15 protein-coding genes and 2 pseudogenes are annotated in these 18,979 nt (G+C 61.2%); 8 read left to right on the top strand and 9 right to left on the bottom strand.

The window, feature by feature from the left end; translation table 11 throughout:
* Positions 1-14 precede the first annotated feature (14 nt).
* Positions 15-1,241, bottom strand: coding sequence for an RNA-guided endonuclease InsQ/TnpB family protein (locus ABD059_RS17530; RefSeq protein ID WP_343882404.1), 1,227 nt, complete (start codon positions 1,239-1,241; stop codon positions 15-17).
* Between the two features lie 178 nt (positions 1,242-1,419).
* Here ABD059_RS17530 and ABD059_RS17525 point away from each other — a divergent pair.
* Positions 1,420-1,895: pseudogene (locus tag ABD059_RS17525) on the top strand (transposase); the annotation flags it as partial.
* 145 nt (positions 1,896-2,040) lie between these two features.
* Positions 2,041-3,457: pseudogene (locus ABD059_RS17520) on the top strand (IS1380 family transposase).
* 369 nt (positions 3,458-3,826) lie between these two features.
* Here ABD059_RS17520 and ABD059_RS17515 read toward each other — a convergent pair.
* The 3 genes from ABD059_RS17515 to ABD059_RS17505 form a co-directional block, all read right to left on the bottom strand.
* On the bottom strand, positions 3,827-4,771 hold the full coding sequence (locus tag ABD059_RS17515) for a hypothetical protein (RefSeq protein WP_343882402.1): 945 nt from the start codon (positions 4,769-4,771) through the stop codon (positions 3,827-3,829).
* A gap of 216 nt (positions 4,772-4,987) precedes the next feature.
* On the bottom strand, positions 4,988-5,995 hold the full coding sequence (locus tag ABD059_RS17510) for a DDE-type integrase/transposase/recombinase (RefSeq protein WP_343882400.1): 1,008 nt from the start codon (positions 5,993-5,995) through the stop codon (positions 4,988-4,990).
* Entirely contained in the window at positions 5,992-6,420 is a 429-nt protein-coding gene (locus tag ABD059_RS17505) for a hypothetical protein (protein ID WP_343882398.1), read from the bottom strand. The genes ABD059_RS17510 and ABD059_RS17505 overlap by 4 nt, the downstream gene beginning before the upstream one ends.
* A gap of 626 nt (positions 6,421-7,046) precedes the next feature.
* Between ABD059_RS17505 and ABD059_RS17500 the strand changes: the two genes are divergently transcribed.
* The 3 genes from ABD059_RS17500 to ABD059_RS17490 all read left to right on the top strand — a co-directional run bounded on the left by ABD059_RS17500 (position 7,047) and on the right by ABD059_RS17490 (position 11,425).
* Complete coding sequence (locus tag ABD059_RS17500; RefSeq protein ID WP_343882396.1) at positions 7,047-9,074, top strand: tetratricopeptide repeat protein; 2,028 nt, start codon at positions 7,047-7,049, stop codon at positions 9,072-9,074.
* Positions 9,075-9,717: 643 nt separating this feature from the next.
* Entirely contained in the window at positions 9,718-10,638 is a 921-nt protein-coding gene (locus ABD059_RS17495) for a zinc-binding dehydrogenase (RefSeq protein ID WP_343882394.1), read from the top strand.
* Positions 10,639-10,930: 292 nt separating this feature from the next.
* Positions 10,931-11,425, top strand: coding sequence for a universal stress protein (locus ABD059_RS17490; protein WP_343882392.1), 495 nt, complete (start codon positions 10,931-10,933; stop codon positions 11,423-11,425).
* A gap of 29 nt (positions 11,426-11,454) precedes the next feature.
* Here the strand turns inward: ABD059_RS17490 and ABD059_RS17485 are convergent, their stop codons facing one another.
* The gene (locus ABD059_RS17485) at positions 11,455-12,966 is read right to left on the bottom strand and encodes a SulP family inorganic anion transporter (protein ID WP_343882390.1); all 1,512 of its coding nucleotides are present in this window, start codon (positions 12,964-12,966) and stop codon (positions 11,455-11,457) included.
* Positions 12,967-13,141: 175 nt separating this feature from the next.
* Here ABD059_RS17485 and ABD059_RS17480 point away from each other — a divergent pair, with 175 nt between their 5' ends.
* Positions 13,142-13,540, top strand: a complete 399-nt coding sequence (locus ABD059_RS17480) for a MerR family transcriptional regulator (RefSeq protein ID WP_343882388.1) — start codon at positions 13,142-13,144, stop codon at positions 13,538-13,540.
* A gap of 266 nt (positions 13,541-13,806) precedes the next feature.
* On the opposite strand, the gene ABD059_RS17475 is transcribed toward ABD059_RS17480, so the two are convergent.
* Positions 13,807-15,459, bottom strand: coding sequence for a peptidoglycan DD-metalloendopeptidase family protein (locus tag ABD059_RS17475; RefSeq protein ID WP_343882386.1), 1,653 nt, complete (start codon positions 15,457-15,459; stop codon positions 13,807-13,809).
* A gap of 195 nt (positions 15,460-15,654) precedes the next feature.
* Positions 15,655-16,737, bottom strand: a complete 1,083-nt coding sequence (locus ABD059_RS17470; RefSeq protein WP_343882384.1) for an alkene reductase — start codon at positions 16,735-16,737, stop codon at positions 15,655-15,657.
* A 271-nt stretch (positions 16,738-17,008) separates the two neighbouring features.
* Here ABD059_RS17470 and ABD059_RS17465 point away from each other — a divergent pair, with 271 nt between their 5' ends.
* The gene (locus ABD059_RS17465; RefSeq protein ID WP_019483350.1) at positions 17,009-17,311 is read left to right on the top strand and encodes a DUF4193 domain-containing protein; all 303 of its coding nucleotides are present in this window, start codon (positions 17,009-17,011) and stop codon (positions 17,309-17,311) included.
* Between the two features lie 83 nt (positions 17,312-17,394).
* On the opposite strand, the gene ABD059_RS17460 is transcribed toward ABD059_RS17465, so the two are convergent.
* On the bottom strand, positions 17,395-17,778 hold the full coding sequence (locus ABD059_RS17460; protein ID WP_343882381.1) for a hypothetical protein: 384 nt from the start codon (positions 17,776-17,778) through the stop codon (positions 17,395-17,397).
* A 97-nt stretch (positions 17,779-17,875) separates the two neighbouring features.
* Between ABD059_RS17460 and ABD059_RS17455 the strand changes: the two genes are divergently transcribed.
* A complete protein-coding gene (locus ABD059_RS17455; RefSeq protein ID WP_343882379.1) occupies positions 17,876-18,709 on the top strand; it encodes a tryptophan-rich sensory protein in 834 nt (277 codons plus the stop codon).
* Between the two features lie 53 nt (positions 18,710-18,762).
* On the opposite strand, the gene ABD059_RS17450 is transcribed toward ABD059_RS17455, so the two are convergent.
* Positions 18,763-18,979, bottom strand: a 217-nt coding sequence (locus ABD059_RS17450) for an HNH endonuclease (RefSeq protein WP_343882377.1), incomplete at its 5' end; no start/stop codon positions are given.

Below are 18,979 nucleotides of genomic sequence, written 5' to 3'. Positions count from 1 at the left end.
ATTGAGAAGGCTCCCTAGCCCACCGTTTGCACGGTGGGTAAAGGGTTGGTTGACGCGGCCCGTTGCCGGGGCTTCTGCGTCCGAGCCCCCGGTGTCCCCGGGTTGGTGGTGAGTGCACGGTCCAGAATGTTCTGGGCAGCGTTGGTGTCAGCGTGCGCCCGGTATCCGCATTCAATGCAGGCGAAGACCGCTTGGCTCTCACGGCTTAGTGCATTGACGTTCTTGCAGGACTGGCATCGGCGTGACGTGTTGCGCGGATCGACCCGAACGACGTCCATCTTCTGAGCCAGCCGGGTGGTGAACTGCCCCCAACAGGATGCGAGGATAGCTCGGTTAAGCCCGGCTTTCGCCCGCGCGTTGTTGGGAAGGAAACTGCCCGGGGTGTCGAGGTCTGGGCGGGGTGCGGGGCGGCGGGTCATGTTGACGATCTTCAGGTCTTCGACCGCGGCCAAGTCATAGGTCCTGGCTAGGGCTGTGGTGGTTTGTTCGACCCAGTTGGTCCGCCGGTCGTTCAGGGTGCGGCGGAGGCTGGCCAGCTTCGCGAGGGTCCTGGCATGCCGGTTCGACCCCTTCTTCTGTCTAGCCAAGGTGCGCTGCAGGGCCAGAAAGCGGCGCTGCTCACCCGGAGTAAAGGATGGAGCCTGGATGAAGATTCCAACGCTGGTGGCCACAGTGTTCGCGACGCCGACGTCAATCCCGACATTGGCCCCAGTATCGGCAGGGACCTTCTGCCGTGGTGGGGTAGAGATGGAAACATGCCAGAGGCCATTGTGATGAACGGCCCGGGCACTCGAACCTTGCTGGGCGTCTTGGTAATGGTAGGTGAGCCGAAACTTCACCCAGCCGATTTTCGGGACCAGGATCTGCGCCCACTTGTGGTTGATCCGGCGCAGTGCCAGGTTCCTGATGGCGAACCCCGACTTGGGATCCCTCGCCGACCGGAACCGCGGGAATCTCGACCGCCCGGCGAAGAAATTCTTGAACGCCTGATCGAGGTCCCGTAAGGCCACCTGCTGGATGACGGCAGACCCGGCCCGTAACCAGTCAAGTTCCCGGCGCAGTTCGGTAAGTTCCCTGCATTGGGTGTACACGCTGATCTTCTGCCGGAAATGGCGCTTATCCTTCGTCCACATGGAGCGCTGCTCCAGGCCCAGGTTGTAGACGAACCGGGCATGCTCAGCGTGCATCACCATGAGGGCTTGCTGCTCCTCGGTGGGATACATCCGCTGCTTCAAACTCATAGCACCCAATGTGTACCACGGAGTAACGGCCACGACGGTGCAAGACACGACACGATCGACGTTGCTGACTGCCGGCACTTTAGCGCAATCGGGCTGGAAGACGCCCTTTCAAACCAGGTTGTGACCCTCTAACGGGGCTCTTCGTAATTGACGGTGCAGTCGGGGTGGGCACGACGGCCGACCACGAGCCTGGCGGGACGGGGTGGCAGGCATCGCGATTGATGGGTTCACCGGGTTCAAGACCGACGCGGCCGAGGAACTCCCCGACGCGGCCCCGGTCATGGATCCGTTCCATGTCGTCCGGCTCTCCGGGTACGGGTTGGACCGGTGCCGGCAACGCATCCAGCAAGCCACAACAGGCTACCGGGGTCGAGCCGGAGATCCGCTCTACCGGGCCGACGGACCCTGCATTCTGGCGCGGACCTGCTGACAGAGAAACAGAGCGCACGCCTGAACGCCGTCTTCGCGATCGAGGACCACGTCCAGGCCGAAGCGCCCGGGGCATCTATCAACGGCCGAACGGAGGCGATCGCCGGCCGCCTCGAACACCTCCATGGCTCAGCCCTCGGCTTCCGAAACCTCGCCAACCACATCGCCCGATCACTCCCAGAATCAGGCGGCTTCAAACCCCAACCACACCTTCAAATGCGCTGAGCCGCTAAAGGCCCCGTCATCTAGCCTCGGTCTTTCATGAGGTAGTGGCTGGTGGGGTGTGGTTAAACGACGAAAAGTGCTCCTGAGCTGGGAAAATAGTGTTGTTGACGCAAAATTTTCGGCCAGCTGAAGGAGCACCTTTCTGGTGAGTAATACTACCGCTCTCTGCCCGTCTGTCCGTGCTGATTCCGCCGGGACCGGGGTGGTGTCCCAGGCCGGCGGGATGATCCTGACTCGGACGGTGCGGGTTTCGGGGATCGGCGCGGGGCTTTCTGAGGCGTTGGGCCCATGGCGGAAGCCTTTCGCCCGCCATGATCCGGCGAAGATCCTCACTGACCTGGGCTTGTCCCTGGCTACCGGCGGGGACTGTCTCTGCGATGTCGACCGGTTGCGGGCCCAGCCGCAGGTCTACGGGCTCGTGGCTTCGGATCCGACGGTCAGCCGGCTGGTCACTACCCTTTCGAGGATCAGCCCGGGTAAGGCGTTGGCCGCGATCAATGCCGCCCGGGCTGCTGCACGATCCCGTGTGTGGGCAGTCGCCGGGGAACACTCGCCGTTGCACGGGGTCAGCAGGCGCGCCCCGCTGGTTGTGGACTTGGATGCGACGCTGGTGAATTCGCATTCGGAGAAGGAAGACGCCCGCCCGACGTGGAAAAAAGGGTACGGGTTCCACCCGTTGGCGGCGTACCTCGATCACGGGACGGAGGGCACCGGGGAGCCGTTGGCGGTCCTGCTGCGCCCGGGGAACGCCGGGTCCAACACCGCCGCTGACCACATCCAGGTCACTCGGGATGCGTTGCAGCAGTTGCCGAAAGGGTACCGCTCCGGCAGGAAAGTCATGATCCGCACCGACTCAGCCGGCGGCACCCACGGATTCCTGAATTGGCTCACCCACAAGAACCGAAACCTGAGCTACTCGGTGGGGTTCCCGATCCACGGCGCCGTCGAAACAGCCCTACCCCTCATCCCGAAGGACGCGTGGACAAGGGCTTATAACAGCGACGGCATTGAACGCGACGGTGCGTGGGTCGCTGACATCACCGGCATGCTCGACCTCACCTCCTGGCCGGACGGGATGCGGGTCATCGTCCGCAAGGAAACACCCCACCCCGGCGCCCAACTGCGGATCACCGATGTCGACGGGATGCGCTACACCGCGTTGGCCACGAACCAGGACCACGGGCAACTGGCTGACCTGGAAGTCCGCCACCGGCTCCGCGCCCGCTGCGAAGACAGGATCCGAAACGCCAAAGACACAGGGTTCCAGAACCTGCCCCTGCACTCGTCTGCCGCCAACACGCTCTGGTGCCACCTGGTGATGCTCGCCTCCGAGCTCATGGCGTGGACGCAGATGCTCGCCTTCCACGGCACCAAAGCCCGACGCTGGGAGTGGTTGGGTCCCCGGGTAGGAGCCCAAGAAGCTGCGGGCCAAGATCTTCGAAATCGCCGGGAAAATCAGCCGGCACGCCCGACAGTTCACTGTCCACCTCGCCGCCAAAGCACCCGAGACCGGGCTCCTGCTCAAAGCCCTCACCCGCCTCAACGCCCTGGACCCGCCATAAGAACCACGACAGCCGACTGACCCCGAACGAGGAAGAGCAGCACCCCGACCTACGTGATGGACGTGGAACCATCACCGACCAACCGCCACCGGTCAGCGGCCGAATCGTCACACCCAGATGCCACAATCAGACCATCGGGCAGCCAGTAAGCCCCGATCACACCAGAAACCACGCCTCATGAAAGATCGAGGTTAGTCTGTCAGGATTTGGTTCTTTTGGCTTATTGTTCGTATCTGGCCTAATTCTAAGGTGACGCCCTTCGTTGTCCGGAGATCACCCGATCGGAAAAAATGGGAGGGCGAACTATAACGCGACGCACAAAAGCCTCTTTATGCAACGCTCTTCTCTATGGGCACCGGGAGCGTCTTTTCAATCGATTTCTACCTCAAAGCTGAAGCCGGTTTTACGAGGTTTACCCAACATTTTTTGCAAGACAAACTGCACTAAACGCGGACGCGCGTCGATGGAAGCCATCGCATCATGTCCAACACCTACGGTTGACAGCACATAGCGGGCCTGTGGATTGAGTGATTCGATTTCCGCCAAGAATCCCTCGCTGCGGGGGTTGTATGAAATCCAGGTCTCTACGATACCCTGACTGATCCGAACAGGATACGTGCCGTCTGTGCTCCCCCGGAGAAGACGAGGCAATCCGGAGTAGACTTTCATTCCGTTTTCGGCCGCTGCATCAGAGCTGGTGAAAACATCTACTCTTCGGTTTCCTTGAAGCCAAATCGGCCGATCAGGCGCATTCGAAAGGTGAATCCAGTTCCAGAAGGTTGACCCGGCTGGGGGTGTTTCATAGAAACCCCGGGAGGACACCCGACGAGCTTCTTGGTCATCCAGGTCCTCGTCAAAGTTGTCGATACTGTCACCTTTGAAGTAGACAACATACGTCCCGTTACGTGGCTCCGGGATAGGGAGGTTAACGCTTGGCCATCGGAAACTGTGCAATGCTTCATTCGGATAGTCTAGGTCCACCTTCGAGACGCGGCTTTGGACAATTTTATCCCCGACTGCTCCCTCGATTACGAGAGCTACTGTTAGTTCTCGCGCATTGCGGGGTCCGTCGCCGCCATAACCGACATTCGCGTCCGTGACGGCGACTAGCTCATCGTCGCGTGTACGGATGACCATCTGTTGGGGCCCCCCTCTTCTCCAGTTGATCTGGCGAGGATCCATATCGGCAAACCAGAAGGTATCCCCTGGGGCGAATGATGAATAGATTGCTCTGGCACCACCGTGTTCAAGCACAAATTCTGCGGCCTCGTCATGATCGAAGTATGGGATTGTGCTGGGGTTATTAACGTCCATACTTAACTATCGCTATCAGCAGCCTGGAAGCAAGAGTACCCGACAAAGTTTCAGCATCACGTTTCCCTTTCGCATAAGGATTTCTTCAATCGACCGATCCAATAACCTGATGTAGTATGTGGAAATTTTGGACGCTCCCATGGTACGGCCGCCACCCGTTAACTCTTATGCGGCGCTGTCGGAATCTGTCAAGGCGTTTGAGACACAGCCAAGTGGTTAGGCGTGTGTGGGGACCTCGCTTTGTTGGGGCTGGTTGATCCACGCGGCCGTGGGGCCCGCCGGCGGCGCCGGCGGTTGACCGAACCGGTGCGGGGTCGCCGTGTAGGCGTCCTGGAGCACCGCGGCCCGGCGGCCCTGGATGGCCGCGTAGGTGCCGTCGAAGACCGTCGCGGGGGTATGCAGCCCGATCCCGGAATGGCGGTGTTCGAAATTATAGTAAAGGAAGAATTCGTTGGCCCAGGCGACCGCGTCCTGGCGGGAGCCAAACCGCCCCGGGTAGGAGTGGTGGTACTTCGTGGTCTTGAACGCCGCCTCGGAATACGGGTTGTCGTTGGAAACGCGGGGCCGTGAATGGCTGCGGTCGATGCCCAGATCGATCATTAGCTCGGCGACCGGTTTGGACGTCATGGACGTCCCCCGGTCGGCGTGGATCACGCCCGGGGTGCCGTGGATCATGACCGCGTTGGCGATGAAGTCCTTGGAGCCGAGCCCGGACTCGCGGGTGGTGATGTGCCAGTGGACGACGTAGCGGGAGAACAGGTCAATGATGACCATCAGGTCGTAGTAGACGCCCCGGATGGGGCTGGGGAGTTTGGCGATGTCCCAGGACCAGATGTCGTTGGGTTTCACCGCGACGAGTTCGGGTTTTTTCTTCGCCGGGTGGGTGGCCTGGCGTCGGCGTTCACGCACCTGGCTGTGGCCGCGCAGGATGCGGTACATGCTTGATTCCGAGCACAGGTAGGTGCCCTGGTCCAGCAGGATCGCACCGACCTGGGCCGGCGCCTTGTCGGCGAACTCCTCGCTGTTCAACCGGTCCAACACCTGCGCGGCCTCTTCATCCGTGAGCTTGTTTACCGGTGCCGGGCGCCGGGGTGTGGGCCCGTGGACCTTCGGGGTCAGGGACCTGTAGTGCGTGGCGGGAGACCGTCCCGTGAGGGCGCAGATTCTCCGCACGGGCAGCAGCCCGGTCAGGGCTGTGAAGGCCTCGTCCACGGCGGCGCTCACGGCTTCTCGTTGTCCGCCCTCGTGGAGATGTCCTCCAAGAGAGCGTGTAATTTTCCCAGCACCGATAATGCCTCCTCGGTCCCTCCGAGTTTCGCTTTGGCCCGTTCGGCGCGGTCCTTCATGGCCTCAAGCTGGGCTTCGGGGCTGTTCTTCTTCGCCGGTCTGGCGGCGGTGGCGAGGCCGGTGAGGGCGCCGGCGTCGCGTGCCCGGCGCCAGGTGGTGATTTGGGAGGAGAACAGGCCTTCGCGGCGGAGGAATGCGCCCTTGGCTCCGGGGCCGTCGAGGGACTCGTAGGTTTCCAGGATCGAGAGTTTCTCCCCTGGGGTGAAGGAGCGGCGGAGGGGCCTTTCTGCCCTGGGTTTTTCGGGATCGGACATGGCTCCACCATCGGTGTTGGTGGTGGGGGAAGCAAGTGCGGTGCTCACAGGGAATCGGTTTCCAAATCTCGCCCTTAAGGAGTCAGTGGGAAAAGTGGCGGTGCCTCACCCAATGCTGACAGACAGGGTGTCGGCGCGTAAGGCGTCTGGGGCGAGTTTTGGGGCCCGATAAAAGATGACTGAACACTTCTGATTCCGGTGGTTAGGATGAACTCATCATGCTGCTCACGGGCTGACGTTCTTCACGACCCACCGGTGCAGCAGACTTAGGGGGTTATATGTCGTCCTGGCGAAACCAAAAGCGTGGTGAGCTGTCGTGGTGGATTCCAATCGGGATTGCGGCGTTTCTTGCCGGAACGATATTCCTCGATTCGGTCGGTTGGTCCGCGTGGATAAATGTACCTTTGCTGATCGTTTGCGTCGGCGGCGGGGTGGTATTCCAGCACTTGAAAAGCAGCCGTAGGGTTAGGGACGAAAGTCACGCACTTCGTCAACGGGCAATACACACCGCGGGCAAGGATTCTAGTGAAGGACTCCGTTGCGGGAGTGTTGAGCTCCAAAAATGGGGCGTGCATGTGGCCCTAGCCGAGGTGCCGTACCTCAGTCGGGGAGCCGAAGCCGAGGTAAGGGCGGCCTTGACCTCGTCCCGACCAGTTCTGGTATTGGGCCCGTCCATGGCTGGAAAGACTCGGATGGCTGTGCATCTGTTGCAACTAGTTTATCCGGACCGTTTAGTGGTCATCCCGGACGCACCCGATGGACTTGCCGCCTTGATGAATGCTGGGGAAATCCCTGACAACGGAATCGTCTGGCTGGATGACCTCGAACGGTACTTGAGTGACGCCAGCAATCTGCGGTCTAAGTGGATTGAACGCCTGCAGGAGGCCGGGAACGTCATCGTCGCAACTATGCGCGAAACCTTTTACGAAAGCTTCCAGTTGGGAGAATCGCTACAGCGCACGCAGTGGGCGACTCTCCAATTATTCGACCTTGTCCGGCTGAAGAATGAGTCCGAAGAGCGCAGCGCACTTGCAGCGCAGATCCCGGATCCCAGAATCCGCCAAGGTGTAATCACATACGGACTAGGAGCCTATGTTGGAGGAGGGCATCTTGCGCTCCAGAGACTTGAGACTGGACGTACGACAAATCCGGTAGGGGCAGCCCTGGTCCTCGCAGCAACTGACTGGCAGCGTTCAGGAATTGGCGATTCCATTGGGGACTCGATTGCCTGCGCGCTAGTCCCCCAGTACACAGACTCCGATAATTTGGAGCCGTCCCCCGACGAGCTTGCTGCCGGGTGGACTTGGGCGACGGCCCAGGTAGTAGGGGGGGATGCTTTCGCCCTTCTGAAGCGCCAAGCCGATGGTTCTTCTCGTCCGTTCGACTATCTGCTAGACCATGTGTCAAGGTCGGGGCGACCCATCCCGGCTTTACTTTGGGAAGCTGCAGCGGCGGCCGATGCTCCCGCTGGACGCCTCAATACGGCAGGTCTCAACGCCGTCACCGCTGGCTATGAGCAGTTAGCTGCGAGGTTTTTCGAACGCGCTTCCGAGCAGGGGGACGTCGAGGCGATGGCAAACTTCGCCACGACCCTTGAGCGCGGTGATCGGATTCCGGAGGCGAAGGCACTTTACGAGCGTTCTGCTGAAGGAGGAAGCCTTCAAGGTATGACCGGTCTAGCTGTCCTTCTAGAGCGCGAGGGGAATGTTCTTCAAGCTGAGAGGTTGTTCAAGAAAGCCGCTGAAGGCGGCATCGGGGACGCCATGGCTAACTTGGGCTTCTTGTTGATGGGCCGGGGGGAGGAGGAGGAAGCCGTGGATTGGTATCGACGTGCTGCAGAAGCCGGGAGTGGTTTTGGGATGACCAACTACGGAATTGTATTGGAGAAGGCAGGGGATATTGAAGCTGCTGAGAAACTTTACAGAGCCGCCGTACAAAAACGCCGTAATGGTGCAGGCATGTATCAGCTAGCAAAGCTCCTGTCTGGTAGAGGGAAAGATGAGGAAGCTCTGAGCCTGCTGCAGGACGCCACGAGGGCAGGCAACCCGGCAGCAATGATGGAGCTGGGAACCGTCTTCGAAGCTCGAGGTGAAGAAGCTGCCGCCGAGAAGCTCTATCGCATGGCCGCTGACCGGGGTGACGCCGTTGGCCTGTTTGTTGTCGGAAGGAAGCTCTTGGCCGGGCAACACTATGCCGAAGCGGAGCGCATGTTCGTCCGATCCGCCGGGCGCGGGTACGTTATGAGTACTTTTTGGCTTGGGTTGTTGATGCAGCAAACAGGCCGTCGTGCGGAGGCTGTTTTGCAGTTCAGGTCTGCCGCTGCACACGAAGCCATGACAGATGTCAGAACGCTGCTATACATCGCGCAAGAACTCGAGCAAGAGGACGCTCTGCCAGTTCTGCGGAAGGCCGCTAACCTTGGTTCCGTTTTTGCCATGCAACAGCTCGGAATCCTCTTGGACAGGAGCGAGGCGCATGTTGAGGCGCAGTCCTTTCATGACCGTGCAACGGTTGGAGAAGAGCGCCTCAGGCAAAGTGCTGGTGAAGGGGATACTGAAGCATTGATTGAACTAGGTCAGATTTCGGCAGACCGTCGCGATTTCGATCAGGCACGTCGATTACTCCAGAAAGCGGCTGACCAAGGTAGCGCTTACGCCCTTCAGTGTTTGGCGCTTCTTCCTCCAGAGCCCGGGCCGTTGTAGACAGGAGCGTCCGACGTTTATACCGACGTTTATCGGGGAAATTGCAGGAAACGCGGGGATACGGAAGGTAAGCTGGGAGCACTACCACGTGCGTTACAACTAGTCAGCGGGCCACAAGGGGATCTCTGCGGGAAGTTCCGGGAATCCCTGTCTTGTAAACAGGGGGTCAGCGGTTCGAATCCGCTAGGAGGCTCCACGAACCCCTTCTGACTAGGTAATACGCCTGTCAGGAGGGGTTTTTTCATGGCCCAGAATCTGGAAATCGAGGCGGATCGAACGAGTGACGGTTTTTAGTCTAACTAGCCCTGGCCCGGAGCACTCGCTGGTATAGGAACTGACCAATTCCCCTGGCTGGGGCCAAGGAGATGTTAAGGTGTCTACATCTCCTTGGCCCCAACCGTAGTGGGGGCTCTACTCCTCCGAGACGTTCAACCCGGCGACCTATCGCAGATGCTTGCGCTGCGAAACAACCCGGTTGTCAATCACTTCATGTTGCGTACTCACGTCGCCTCAACACCGTTCCGTCGAGAATGGATGGCAATGCCGGATGACGACAAAGACTCCTGCTGCATTGTGGAACTAGATGGCGCGCGGCCTTCTGTGCGCAGCATTCGAACCCGACTCTCAGGAAGAAGAACACTCAATGCGCGCATGGACAGCAGACCAGTCAAGCCACGCAGGACTTTCCTTTTGCGAACTGCCCGATCCGCTCCAACGTGAAGATGAAGCTCTCATCCAGGTGCAGGCATTCGCTCCAAACCCGGGAGATCTCGCGGCGCTCGCCACAGCGGAATCCGGATCAGTCCCAGGCTGGGACGGTGCCGGGACCGTGCTCCGTCGCGCGCCGAACGGGAGCGGGCCCGAGGAAGGTCAGTCCGTCATCTTCCTTGGGAGCAACGGCGGCTGGGCTCAGCTGCGGAGTGTCCCGACAGCGACGGTCGCCGTTACTCCGAGCGGTGCAGACCCGGCGCTGATGAGTGCGATCCCGGTCCCGGTCACCAGCGCTCTTCGGGCGCTTCGAGGGCTTGGGTCGCTGCTCGGGCGGCGTCTACTCGTGGTGGGTGCCAACAGCGCCGTGGGAGCGGCAGCCGTTCAGCTGGCGGCCAGATCCGGCGCGCAGGTCGTCGCGATCGCGCGAGACCAGGCGGTCCACGAACGAATCATGCAGCTCGGAGCTGCTGAGGTGCACGCGACGATGGACACAGTATCGTTGCCGGTCTTCGCGGCAGTGGATGTCGTGGGCGGACCGCATCTCGTCGCTGCGTATTCCTTGCTGGCGCCGGGAGGTACGGTCATTGCTCTGGGACATGCCGCCGGTCACGGCGAGCACTTCCCGTTCGGCGCGTTCGTCGCCGGCCCGACAAGCTTCGACAGGTCGATTTCGACCTTCTTCCTTGGTAGCCAAAACGGGCTTGATTCCGAAATGGAGTATCTGGCAGCCGAAGTCCACGCTGGCCGCCACACCATCGGTGACCTCGACCAGAGGCCATGGGCCGACCTCGGACCATGGGTCGCCGACGGCAGTGTGCGGTCTACGAGCAGGACCGTCTTCCTCGTGGACTGATCCAGGACGCTCGGGTCATAGTCGACAAGTTGCGTCATCCGGAGGGGTTGTGAGATCGACAAGGTAGGCGACGACGGCGGAGTCGATACAGGCGGGATCAAACCGACGAGGTCGATTGCTCGGTGATGGGACTGTCCACGCCATGTTCCTGGCACAGAGTCAAACGATTGCGCTGAACACTCTCGCTCGTCGGCGACGGCCAAATGAAGGAGGGGGGTACTTTGACCCTACCTACGCTCACGGGTATCAGACACCATCGAAGAAGTAGAGTCCCTCCCAAGCTAGGATCACGATGGAAAACACCCTCAGTGCACAGCAGCGTGTCATAGTCGTTGGCGTGGACGGATCACCGTCGTCCGTGGCCGCATTGAAATTGGCCATGAGTCTGGTGCCTCTCGCGGGTGACGTTGTTCGGGCGGTCGCCGCGTGGCATCATCCCGTCACCTTGAGCGTTTACACCCCTCAGGTCTGGGACTATGAGGAAGTGATGAAAAAGGCGCTGGCCCAGGCGCTTGAGGAAGCTTTCCCCGCCGGAACTCCGCCTATCGTTGAACGACGGATTGTCCGCGGCAACCCAGCCCAGGTCCTTATCAAAGAGAGTGCGGATGCCTCCATGGTGGTCGTCGGCTCCCGGGGTCATGGGGGATTCACGGGCCTGTTGTTGGGATCCGTCAGTTCCGCGGTGGCAGAACGGGCAGCCTGCCCAGTTCTGGTCTCGCACGGCGCGCTAAAGCAGGCTGGCGGCAACGCTGAGGCATCGCCCGTCGAAGCCACCACGCGCTCCTGAGGCGGCCGGCCATTCCAGAAGGCGTTGAGCTAGTGTCCCGCGCCGAGCTTGCCCGCTAGCCGTTCGCGCATCAGGACTGAGGCGTCGTTCAAGCCGATGACCCGGACGTCCTTCCCCTGGCTGCGGTATTTCTCGGTGATCGCATCGAGTGCGGCAATGGTTGATGCGTCCCACAGGTGTGAGGCGTGCATATCGATGACCACGTGATCCGGGTCGGTCGCATACTCGAACTGCGTGTAGAGGTCGTTGGAAGAGGCGAAGAACAGCTCACCGTCCACGGTGTAGGTAGCTGTCTCCTCGCCGTTGAGTTCGATGACCGTCCGGTCAACGGTGACGAAGTGCGCGACACGGCGCGCGAAAGCGATCATCGCCACCAGCACCCCGACGCCCACACCGATGGCCAGGTTGTGAGTCCAGACAACGACGACGACGGTACTGACCATCACCAACGTCTCGCTTTTGGGCATCCGCTTCAGGGTGCTCGGATTGATGCTGTGCCAATCGAAGGTGGCTACCGACACGAAGATCATGACGGCCACGAGCGCTGCCATCGGGATGAGCGCGACAATGTCGCCAAGGGTCACCACCAGGATCAGCAAGAAGAAGCCGGCCATGAAGGTGGAGATGCGGGTCCTCGCGCCAGAGGCTTTCACATTGATCATCGTCTGACCGATCATCGCGCAGCCACCCATTCCGCCGAAGAAGCCGGTAATGATATTCGCGGCGCCCTGGCCCCAGGATTCGCGGGTCTTGTTGGAGCGTGTGTCGGTGATGTCATCGACGAGCTTGGCCGTCATGAGTGATTCGAGCAATCCGACCAAAGCCATGGCGAAGGCGAACGGTGCAATGATCTGCAGCGTCTCGAGGTTCAGTGGAACATTGGGGAAAAACAGGGTGGGAAGGCTATCAGGCAGCTCGCCCTTGTCGCCGACGTCGGGCACGGCGGTGTTGGCAATGACGGCGAACACGGTAAGCACCACGATGGCGACCAGTGGTGCCGGTACCACCATAGTGAGCCTCGGTAGACCGAAGACGATCAGCAGCCCGACGGCGACCATGGGGTAGACCAGCCACGGCACGTCGATAAGTTCCGGGACCTGGGACATAAAGATCAGGATGGCCAAGGCGTTGACGAAGCCCACCATGACCGAGCGTGGGATGAAGCGCATCAGCTTGGCGACGCCGATCAGGCCAAGTACTACCTGTAAGACCCCAGCGAGGATGACTGCTGCAATGAGGTAGTCAACTCCGTGGCTGGAGACCAGCGGTGCGATGACCAGCGCAATTGCCCCGGTTGCCGCGGCAATCATCGCGGGGCGTCCGCCGAGGAACGCAATTGAAACGGCCATGGTGAAGGATGCGAAGAGACCAAGCCGCGGGTCCACTCCCGCAATGATCGAGAATGCAATAGCTTCCGGAATGAGAGCGAGAGCAACCACCAAACCCGCCAACACCTCGGTTTTGAGGAGGCTCGGATGCCGCAGTGTGCGCATCACCGACTGGCGTTCAACAGGAGTGGGTGCCAGAGTCGGCGTGGTCATAGGAGTGTTCCTTTGCAACGGACCAGGGCAGAGGCCCGGTATCTCGGGGCAGGCCGGTTGGGGGCGATAAGCTGGACGGCAATGTACAAGAGATTTCGCCCACCCAGGGGCGCTAGGTCTCAATTCTAACCTAACGTTAAGAGAGGGTTGTGCGTGCAGTGCAGGGGATCAAGCAATGAGTGAGCAACCGGACTCGACAAAGCCACGCACAATGCACATTGGTGAGGTGGCGGAGCGGACTGGACTGTCGCTACGGACCATTAGGCACTACGACGAAGTAGGACTACTCCCGGCATCCACCCGAACCGAAGGCGGATTCCGCGTGTTCACCGATGGGGACGTTGAACGACTGCTTGTAGTCCGTCGGATGAAACCGTTGGGGTTCACTCTCGAGGAGATGGCTGATCTTCTCTCAATTGTTGACGGGTTAGCTGTCGCTGACGGCAGTAGGGAGAATGGATTACTGCGGGAGCGACTGGCTGGCTATCTGGAATCCTCTGCCGCCAAGCGCAACAAGATGGCTGAAAACCTTGCCTACGCCGATGAGTTCATTGCGACTCTCGAAACGTATTGAGCTCTTACTGAGCCCAGCAGCCCAGCGATCGGGCAGCCCGGTCGTCAGGCAGCGTCTTGACTAAATTCCTTGGTGCAGTCCTCGCAGAAAACCTCGTCGTCCAGTTCGCCGCAACACTGACACCTGTGATCCATGTTTGCCATGACTAGACGTTACGCACCGCCACCCGCCGGGTCACGAGTAGGGGATACTCGTTTTTGCCTTCCGTGATGCAGGTAATAAGTGCCAGATCCGCAACTGAGACATCACCAACACCTGCCGGCGATCTAGGGCTTTGCCGCGGTTGCCTGCCGTGCCGGTGCGACGACGGCGTCCTGGTGGTCGTCCTTGTCGGCCACTTCGCCGTCAGAGTTGGCGCCTGGCTTCTCTTGATCGCCTGGCTCCTCTGGCTCGCCGCAGGGGGGAGCCGGATCAGCCGGGTCGCCGTCCACTGCACTGTCGTCGGCTTCGTCCCCCGTAATGCCATCCGCGGGATCGGCCGAGGCGCCGGAGGTAACCTGTTCGTCGTTGATCACCGGTTCGGGAATCGGTAGTGGCACGGGTGAGGCACCCGGTCCGGAGCCGTGTTCCGGTGTCGGGCCCTCCCCGGATTCACCACCTGTAGCCGGATCTGCCTCTGGATCGCAGATCACAGCCGGATCAGGGTCAGGGGCGGGGGCAGGGTCGGTTGAAGGCTCAGGCGTCGGAACAGGTGACGGGGATGGTGAAGGCTCAGGTTTGGGCGTCGGCTCGGGCCCGGGAGCTGGCGAGGGGGTCGTGTCACTTTCTGGATCGGGTTCCGGCGAACTGGGCGACGGTACAGGGTCGCTTTGTTTCGTCGGCGCTGCGGACGGACTCGGGCTCGAGGGCCCCGGCCGGGAGTGATCCGGTTGTGGCGATCTGGGGTCGGATGGTTTGGCAATGGGCGGACGGGTCGGTGTAGGGCTTGGAGCTGCGGTGTTGGACGATCGTGGCTGCGTTGACTCGACAGTTGGGGTCGGAACTGCTGACGCGGCCACAAGTGCAGGTCCATGAGTCCCTCCGACGGAACTGTCCCCTGTGCGGGGAGGCACCTCGTGAGGCAGGGCAATCACCCATGGCACGGCAGTGCTTGATGCAGCCCCACCCGGCGCGTAGGAGGTCATATCCGGCGTCCCCACATGGGCTGCGGGGTTCAGCGGTGTGAGCGTCCATTCTCGAGGATCAACGTGGGACCCATCGCGAATGGTTTCGAAGTGTAGATGGCAACCCGTTGAGGATCCGGTGGAGCCGACAGCCGCCACCACCTGGCCAACCTCGACGAGGTCCCCAGCTTCCACCGAAATCCCCTCAAGATGGTTGTACGTGGTGATCAGCCCGTTGCCGTGATCGATCTCCACTCGATTCCCGCCACCCCAGGGGTGCCACCCGACGGCCCGAACCGTTCCGGTATCCGCCGCATGAACCGACGTGCCGCAGGGCGCGGCGAAATCCAGCCCGTAGTGGAACTCGCCCGCCTCGCCGGTGAGCGGGTTGATGCGCTCGCCGAAGGGGGAACTGGGGCTCAGCGTCCCCAGCGGCGACATGAGTGTGCCTGGCCCGGGGCGTGACGGGGCCTCGGAAGGAACGCTGGTGACCTGGACTTCATTGTCAACCGGCGCGCTCCCCTCAGACGCCATATCTCTCGTGGGCTGACCGGGAACCAGGAAATCTTGCATCCCGGGAGTTGGGGCGGCTAGCAGTTCGCGGCCCACCCAGCCGGTGGGCGCGGCTGACAATGCGGCAGAGTGTGGCGCTGAGGCGGCGAGCTGCCCAGCCGTGTCAGTGAGGCCGGTAAGACTGCCTTGATACCCGGACCCGCAGACCGCTGCCACGACTATGCAGACAGCGAGAGAACCTCGTGTCGCAGATTTGCGCAGTCCCGAGCTGTTCGGGGCGGTCAGTGGTCGGACAGTTGTCACAAGCGTCTCCAGCCAGATCCCCGCGGAGCAAGCTGACCGGCATGTAAAGTCCCGTCGCGGCGGATGCGAATTGGCCCCCACCCACTCACCCCTGTGCGGGGAAGTTCTTATGTACCCACTCAGAGTGGCGCACCGCACCCGGATACGCAACGGGTTGGAGTACCCTACTTTTGACTTTCGGTACTAAGGTTTGGCTTAGGCCAGTGCATCCTCGTAAAACGGGTAATCGGTGTACCCTTCGGCGCCGTGTGAATAGTAGGTCGCCGGGTCGGGCTCATTCAGCGGCAGACCTTCCTGCCAACGGCGTGCCAGATCCGGGTTCGCGATCGCCTGGCGGCCGACGACGACGGCGTCTCCGAGCTCTGACGCGAGGATGTACTCGGCTTCGTCACGGTCGGTGATGACACCGAAGCCGCTGTTCACCAGGAAGGGCCCACCGAAGCGCGAACGGAGTTCCTGGACCAGCGAACCGGCTGGGTCTTCGTGGAGGACGCTCAGGTAAGCGAGGTTGAGGGGCGCGATAGCGTCGACCATCGCGCCATAGGTGGCGAGGATGTCGTCGGAATCTGCGGGTAGCACGTCCCGGCCGCTGGTGCTCGGTGAGATCCGCAGGCCAACGCGCTCGGCGCCGACCGCTGCGACTACCGCCTGGACTACCTCGGCCATGAAGCGGGCACGGTTGGCCGGGGAGCCGCCGTAACCGTCGTCGCGCCGGTTGGTCTCCGGGAACATGAACTGGTGCAGGAGATAGCCGTTGGCTCCATGGAGTTCAACGCCATCCATTCCGGCGTCAATGGCGTTCCGGGATGCCTGGACAAACTCCTGGATAACGCCGGGAAGCTCGTCGGTGGTCAAAGCATGGGGGACTGGATACGGCAACTTGCCATCATAGGTTCGGGTTTCGCCATTGATTGCCACAGCGCTCGGAGCTACGACCGTGTGCCCGCCAGTGGTCGCCTCGTGCGTGACCCGTCCGGCATGCATGACCTGGGCGAAGACCCGCCCACCGGCGTCGTGCACGGCTGTTGTGACGTTGCGCCAGCCGGCCAGCTGTTCCTCGGTCACTAGACCTGGCTGGCCTGGGAAGCCCCGGCCGGCCTCACTCGGGTAGGTGCCTTCGGTGACAATCAGGCCCAGTGATGCGCGCTGCCGGTAGTGCTCCACGACGAGAGGGCCAGGAACGCCCTCCTTACTCGAGCGGACCCGGGTGAGAGGGGCCATGACGATACGGTTGGGCAGTTCCATGGCACCAATGGTGAGTGGGGTGAAGAGAGTCACGAGTAGCACTTTCCGTCGAAAACAGTTTCTGTAAGCGGCAACCCCGTCCACCTCCCGCCTATTCCGGAGCCGGTGTACGCGGGAATAGTCGACCCCCGGATATCGCTTACCTAGCTGTCACCCCGAAGGCCGTTTTGAGCTGCTCAAAGAGGGCCGAATCGTGCGTAATCGTGCGAGAATATCTCCTGCACAGCGGTCAGGATTTCATGGTTATACTCGGTGGCTGCATCACCCACACAGCTTCAGCAATTTTCAATAGAACGGCACCGGAATGGCAACGGATTACGACGCACCACGCAACAACGACGAGGACAAGGAAGCCGAGTCCCTCGAAGCCCTTCAGGCTAACCGTGGCAGCAAATCCCAGTCGGCCTCGGTTGACGTCGAGGACGCCGACACTGCCGAAGGAATTGACCTTCCCGGTGCGGATCTTTCAGGTGAGGAACTCCTGATCCAGGTGATTCCTCCGCAGGACGATGAGTTCACCTGCTCCTCCTGTTTCCTGGTCCGCCACCGCAGCCAGGTTGCCCGCCAGAAGGGCGACCTTCTGTTCTGCCGGGAATGTGAAGGCTAACTTCCCACAGCACTTCCCACTGCGCCGCCGACAGGCCACCCCTAGGGCCAGCCGACGGCGCTGCGTTAGCCCCGGAGGCGACCCTAGTGCCCCGGTAGATCCTCGTCGGCGTGGCTGAGGGGCGAACCGCCAAGGTTGGCGCTGTCGTCGCTGCCATCGATCTCTGAATCGTCAGCGGGATCGCCGAAGTCAACGTCCGCGGCGGCTTCGCCCAGCGTCGGCACGGAGTCGTCGCCCTCAGATCCGTCGCGCAGCACCTGCTCAGCAAGGGTGCCTTCCTCCGCCACCGCCGCAGCCGGCTCGTCCTGGAGCAGCGGGTCGTTGCGCCACTGGTCAGGGTTGTCCTCTGCGGCGCCCGGGTAGGTGTCAGGCTGGCCTGCAGCCACCGGATCCAACTCTTCAGCCTCCGCGGTATCGATTGCGTCGGTGATACTCAGTTCTTCTTCGGGGAGGTTTGATTCAGTCATGAAATGCACCTTTCGAGTCAACACGTGAACTACCCAGCCTACTGACCTCTTGGTGGATGAGATAGTTTTATGGCGGTCAGACCGGTTGAATAGAGGTATGAGACCTCACACATCAAGCAAGGAAAAGACCAGCGCTGATCTGTATCGCCAGATAGCAGTCACTGCCAGCATGATCTTTTGTCTGGTCGGATCGATGATCGGTGTCGGAGTCTTCGGCGGAATCCCCATCGCAGAGGCCGCTGGTGGGGCGCTGGGGACGGATGCCACTCTTCTGGCCCCGGCGAGTGCCGCGTTTTCCATCTGGTCAGTGGTGTACGCGGGTTTGGTGGCCTACACCGTCTGGCAATGGTTGCCGTCCCAACGATCCGCGCAGCGGCAACGTTCGCTCGGCTGGGTGGTGGCAGCGTCAATGGTGTTGAACGCGGTCTGGATTTTGAGCATCCAGGCCGGGTGGCTCAATGCGAGTGTGCTGGTGATTCTGGTGCTGCTAACAGTCCTGACCATTGTATTTCTGCGCTACAGCGGCCGGCCAGCATCATCGTGGCTTGAGGCAGTGATTGTCGATGGCACGCTGGGCCTCTATCTGGGCTGGGTCTGCGTGGCGGTGTGCGCAAACATCGCTGCAGCGCTGTCCGCCGCAGGCTTCGCTGGGTTTGGCCTGAACGAAGAGGTTTGGGCTGTTGGTGTCCTTGCTGTTGTTGCAGTGGTTGGCGTTGGGCTGGCACTCAAAGGCAATGGCCGTCTCGCGGTCGCGGCGGCAATTAGTTGGGGGCTTACCTGGATCGCGGTTGGGCGCACTAGCGGTGACATGGAATCGGCGACGACGTCGATCGCCGCTGCTGTCGTTGCGGCAACCGTCCTGCTTGCAACAGTCATCATCAGGGTGCGCTCCCGTAGCCACGTGGGAGTGTCGGCTTCCGCGCTGCGGTAGGGCGCTGCGGACTGCCTGGGCTCAGAGGGTGGTGCTGGCTGTAGGCGGTGCTTCTAGAAGGGCGGGGGTATGTCGGGTGGTGGTGCTGGTGGTGGGTCGGGTCGGGTGAGGTAGGTTTCACCGGCAGGCGAGATCGCGATGATGGTCCCGGGGTCGGGTTGCCGGTAATGCCAGTAGGCGTCGGTTTTGAACATGTGGTGGCGTTTACACAGGGACGCCAGGTTTGAATACGTTGTCTTTCCGCCTTGTGACCAGGGGATGGTGTGGTCT

Source organism: Arthrobacter flavus, from assembly GCF_039526005.1.
Taxonomy (GTDB): domain Bacteria; phylum Actinomycetota; class Actinomycetes; order Actinomycetales; family Micrococcaceae; genus Arthrobacter_D; species Arthrobacter_D flavus.
Note: the sequence above shows the minus strand (reverse complement) of the source record. Positions and strands in the feature narration are given on the sequence as shown.

Bases quoted from the DNA above. Each gene is read 5' to 3' on its own strand.
- ABD059_RS17530 (WP_343882404.1), bottom strand. From the start codon at position 1,241: ATGAGTTTGAAGCAGCGGATGTATCCCACCGAGGAGCAGCAAGCCCTC.
- ABD059_RS17515 (WP_343882402.1), bottom strand. From the start codon at position 4,771: ATGGACGTTAATAACCCCAGCACAATCCCATACTTCGATCATGACGAG.
- ABD059_RS17500 (WP_343882396.1), top strand. From the start codon at position 7,047: ATGGCTGGAAAGACTCGGATGGCTGTGCATCTGTTGCAACTAGTTTAT.
- ABD059_RS17495 (WP_343882394.1), top strand. From the start codon at position 9,718: ATGCGCGCATGGACAGCAGACCAGTCAAGCCACGCAGGACTTTCCTTT.
- ABD059_RS17490 (WP_343882392.1), top strand. From the start codon at position 10,931: ATGGAAAACACCCTCAGTGCACAGCAGCGTGTCATAGTCGTTGGCGTG.
- ABD059_RS17485 (WP_343882390.1), bottom strand. From the start codon at position 12,966: ATGACCACGCCGACTCTGGCACCCACTCCTGTTGAACGCCAGTCGGTG.
- ABD059_RS17480 (WP_343882388.1), top strand. From the start codon at position 13,142: ATGAGTGAGCAACCGGACTCGACAAAGCCACGCACAATGCACATTGGT.
- ABD059_RS17465 (WP_019483350.1), top strand. From the start codon at position 17,009: ATGGCAACGGATTACGACGCACCACGCAACAACGACGAGGACAAGGAA.
- ABD059_RS17460 (WP_343882381.1), bottom strand. From the start codon at position 17,778: ATGACTGAATCAAACCTCCCCGAAGAAGAACTGAGTATCACCGACGCA.
- ABD059_RS17455 (WP_343882379.1), top strand. From the start codon at position 17,876: ATGAGACCTCACACATCAAGCAAGGAAAAGACCAGCGCTGATCTGTAT.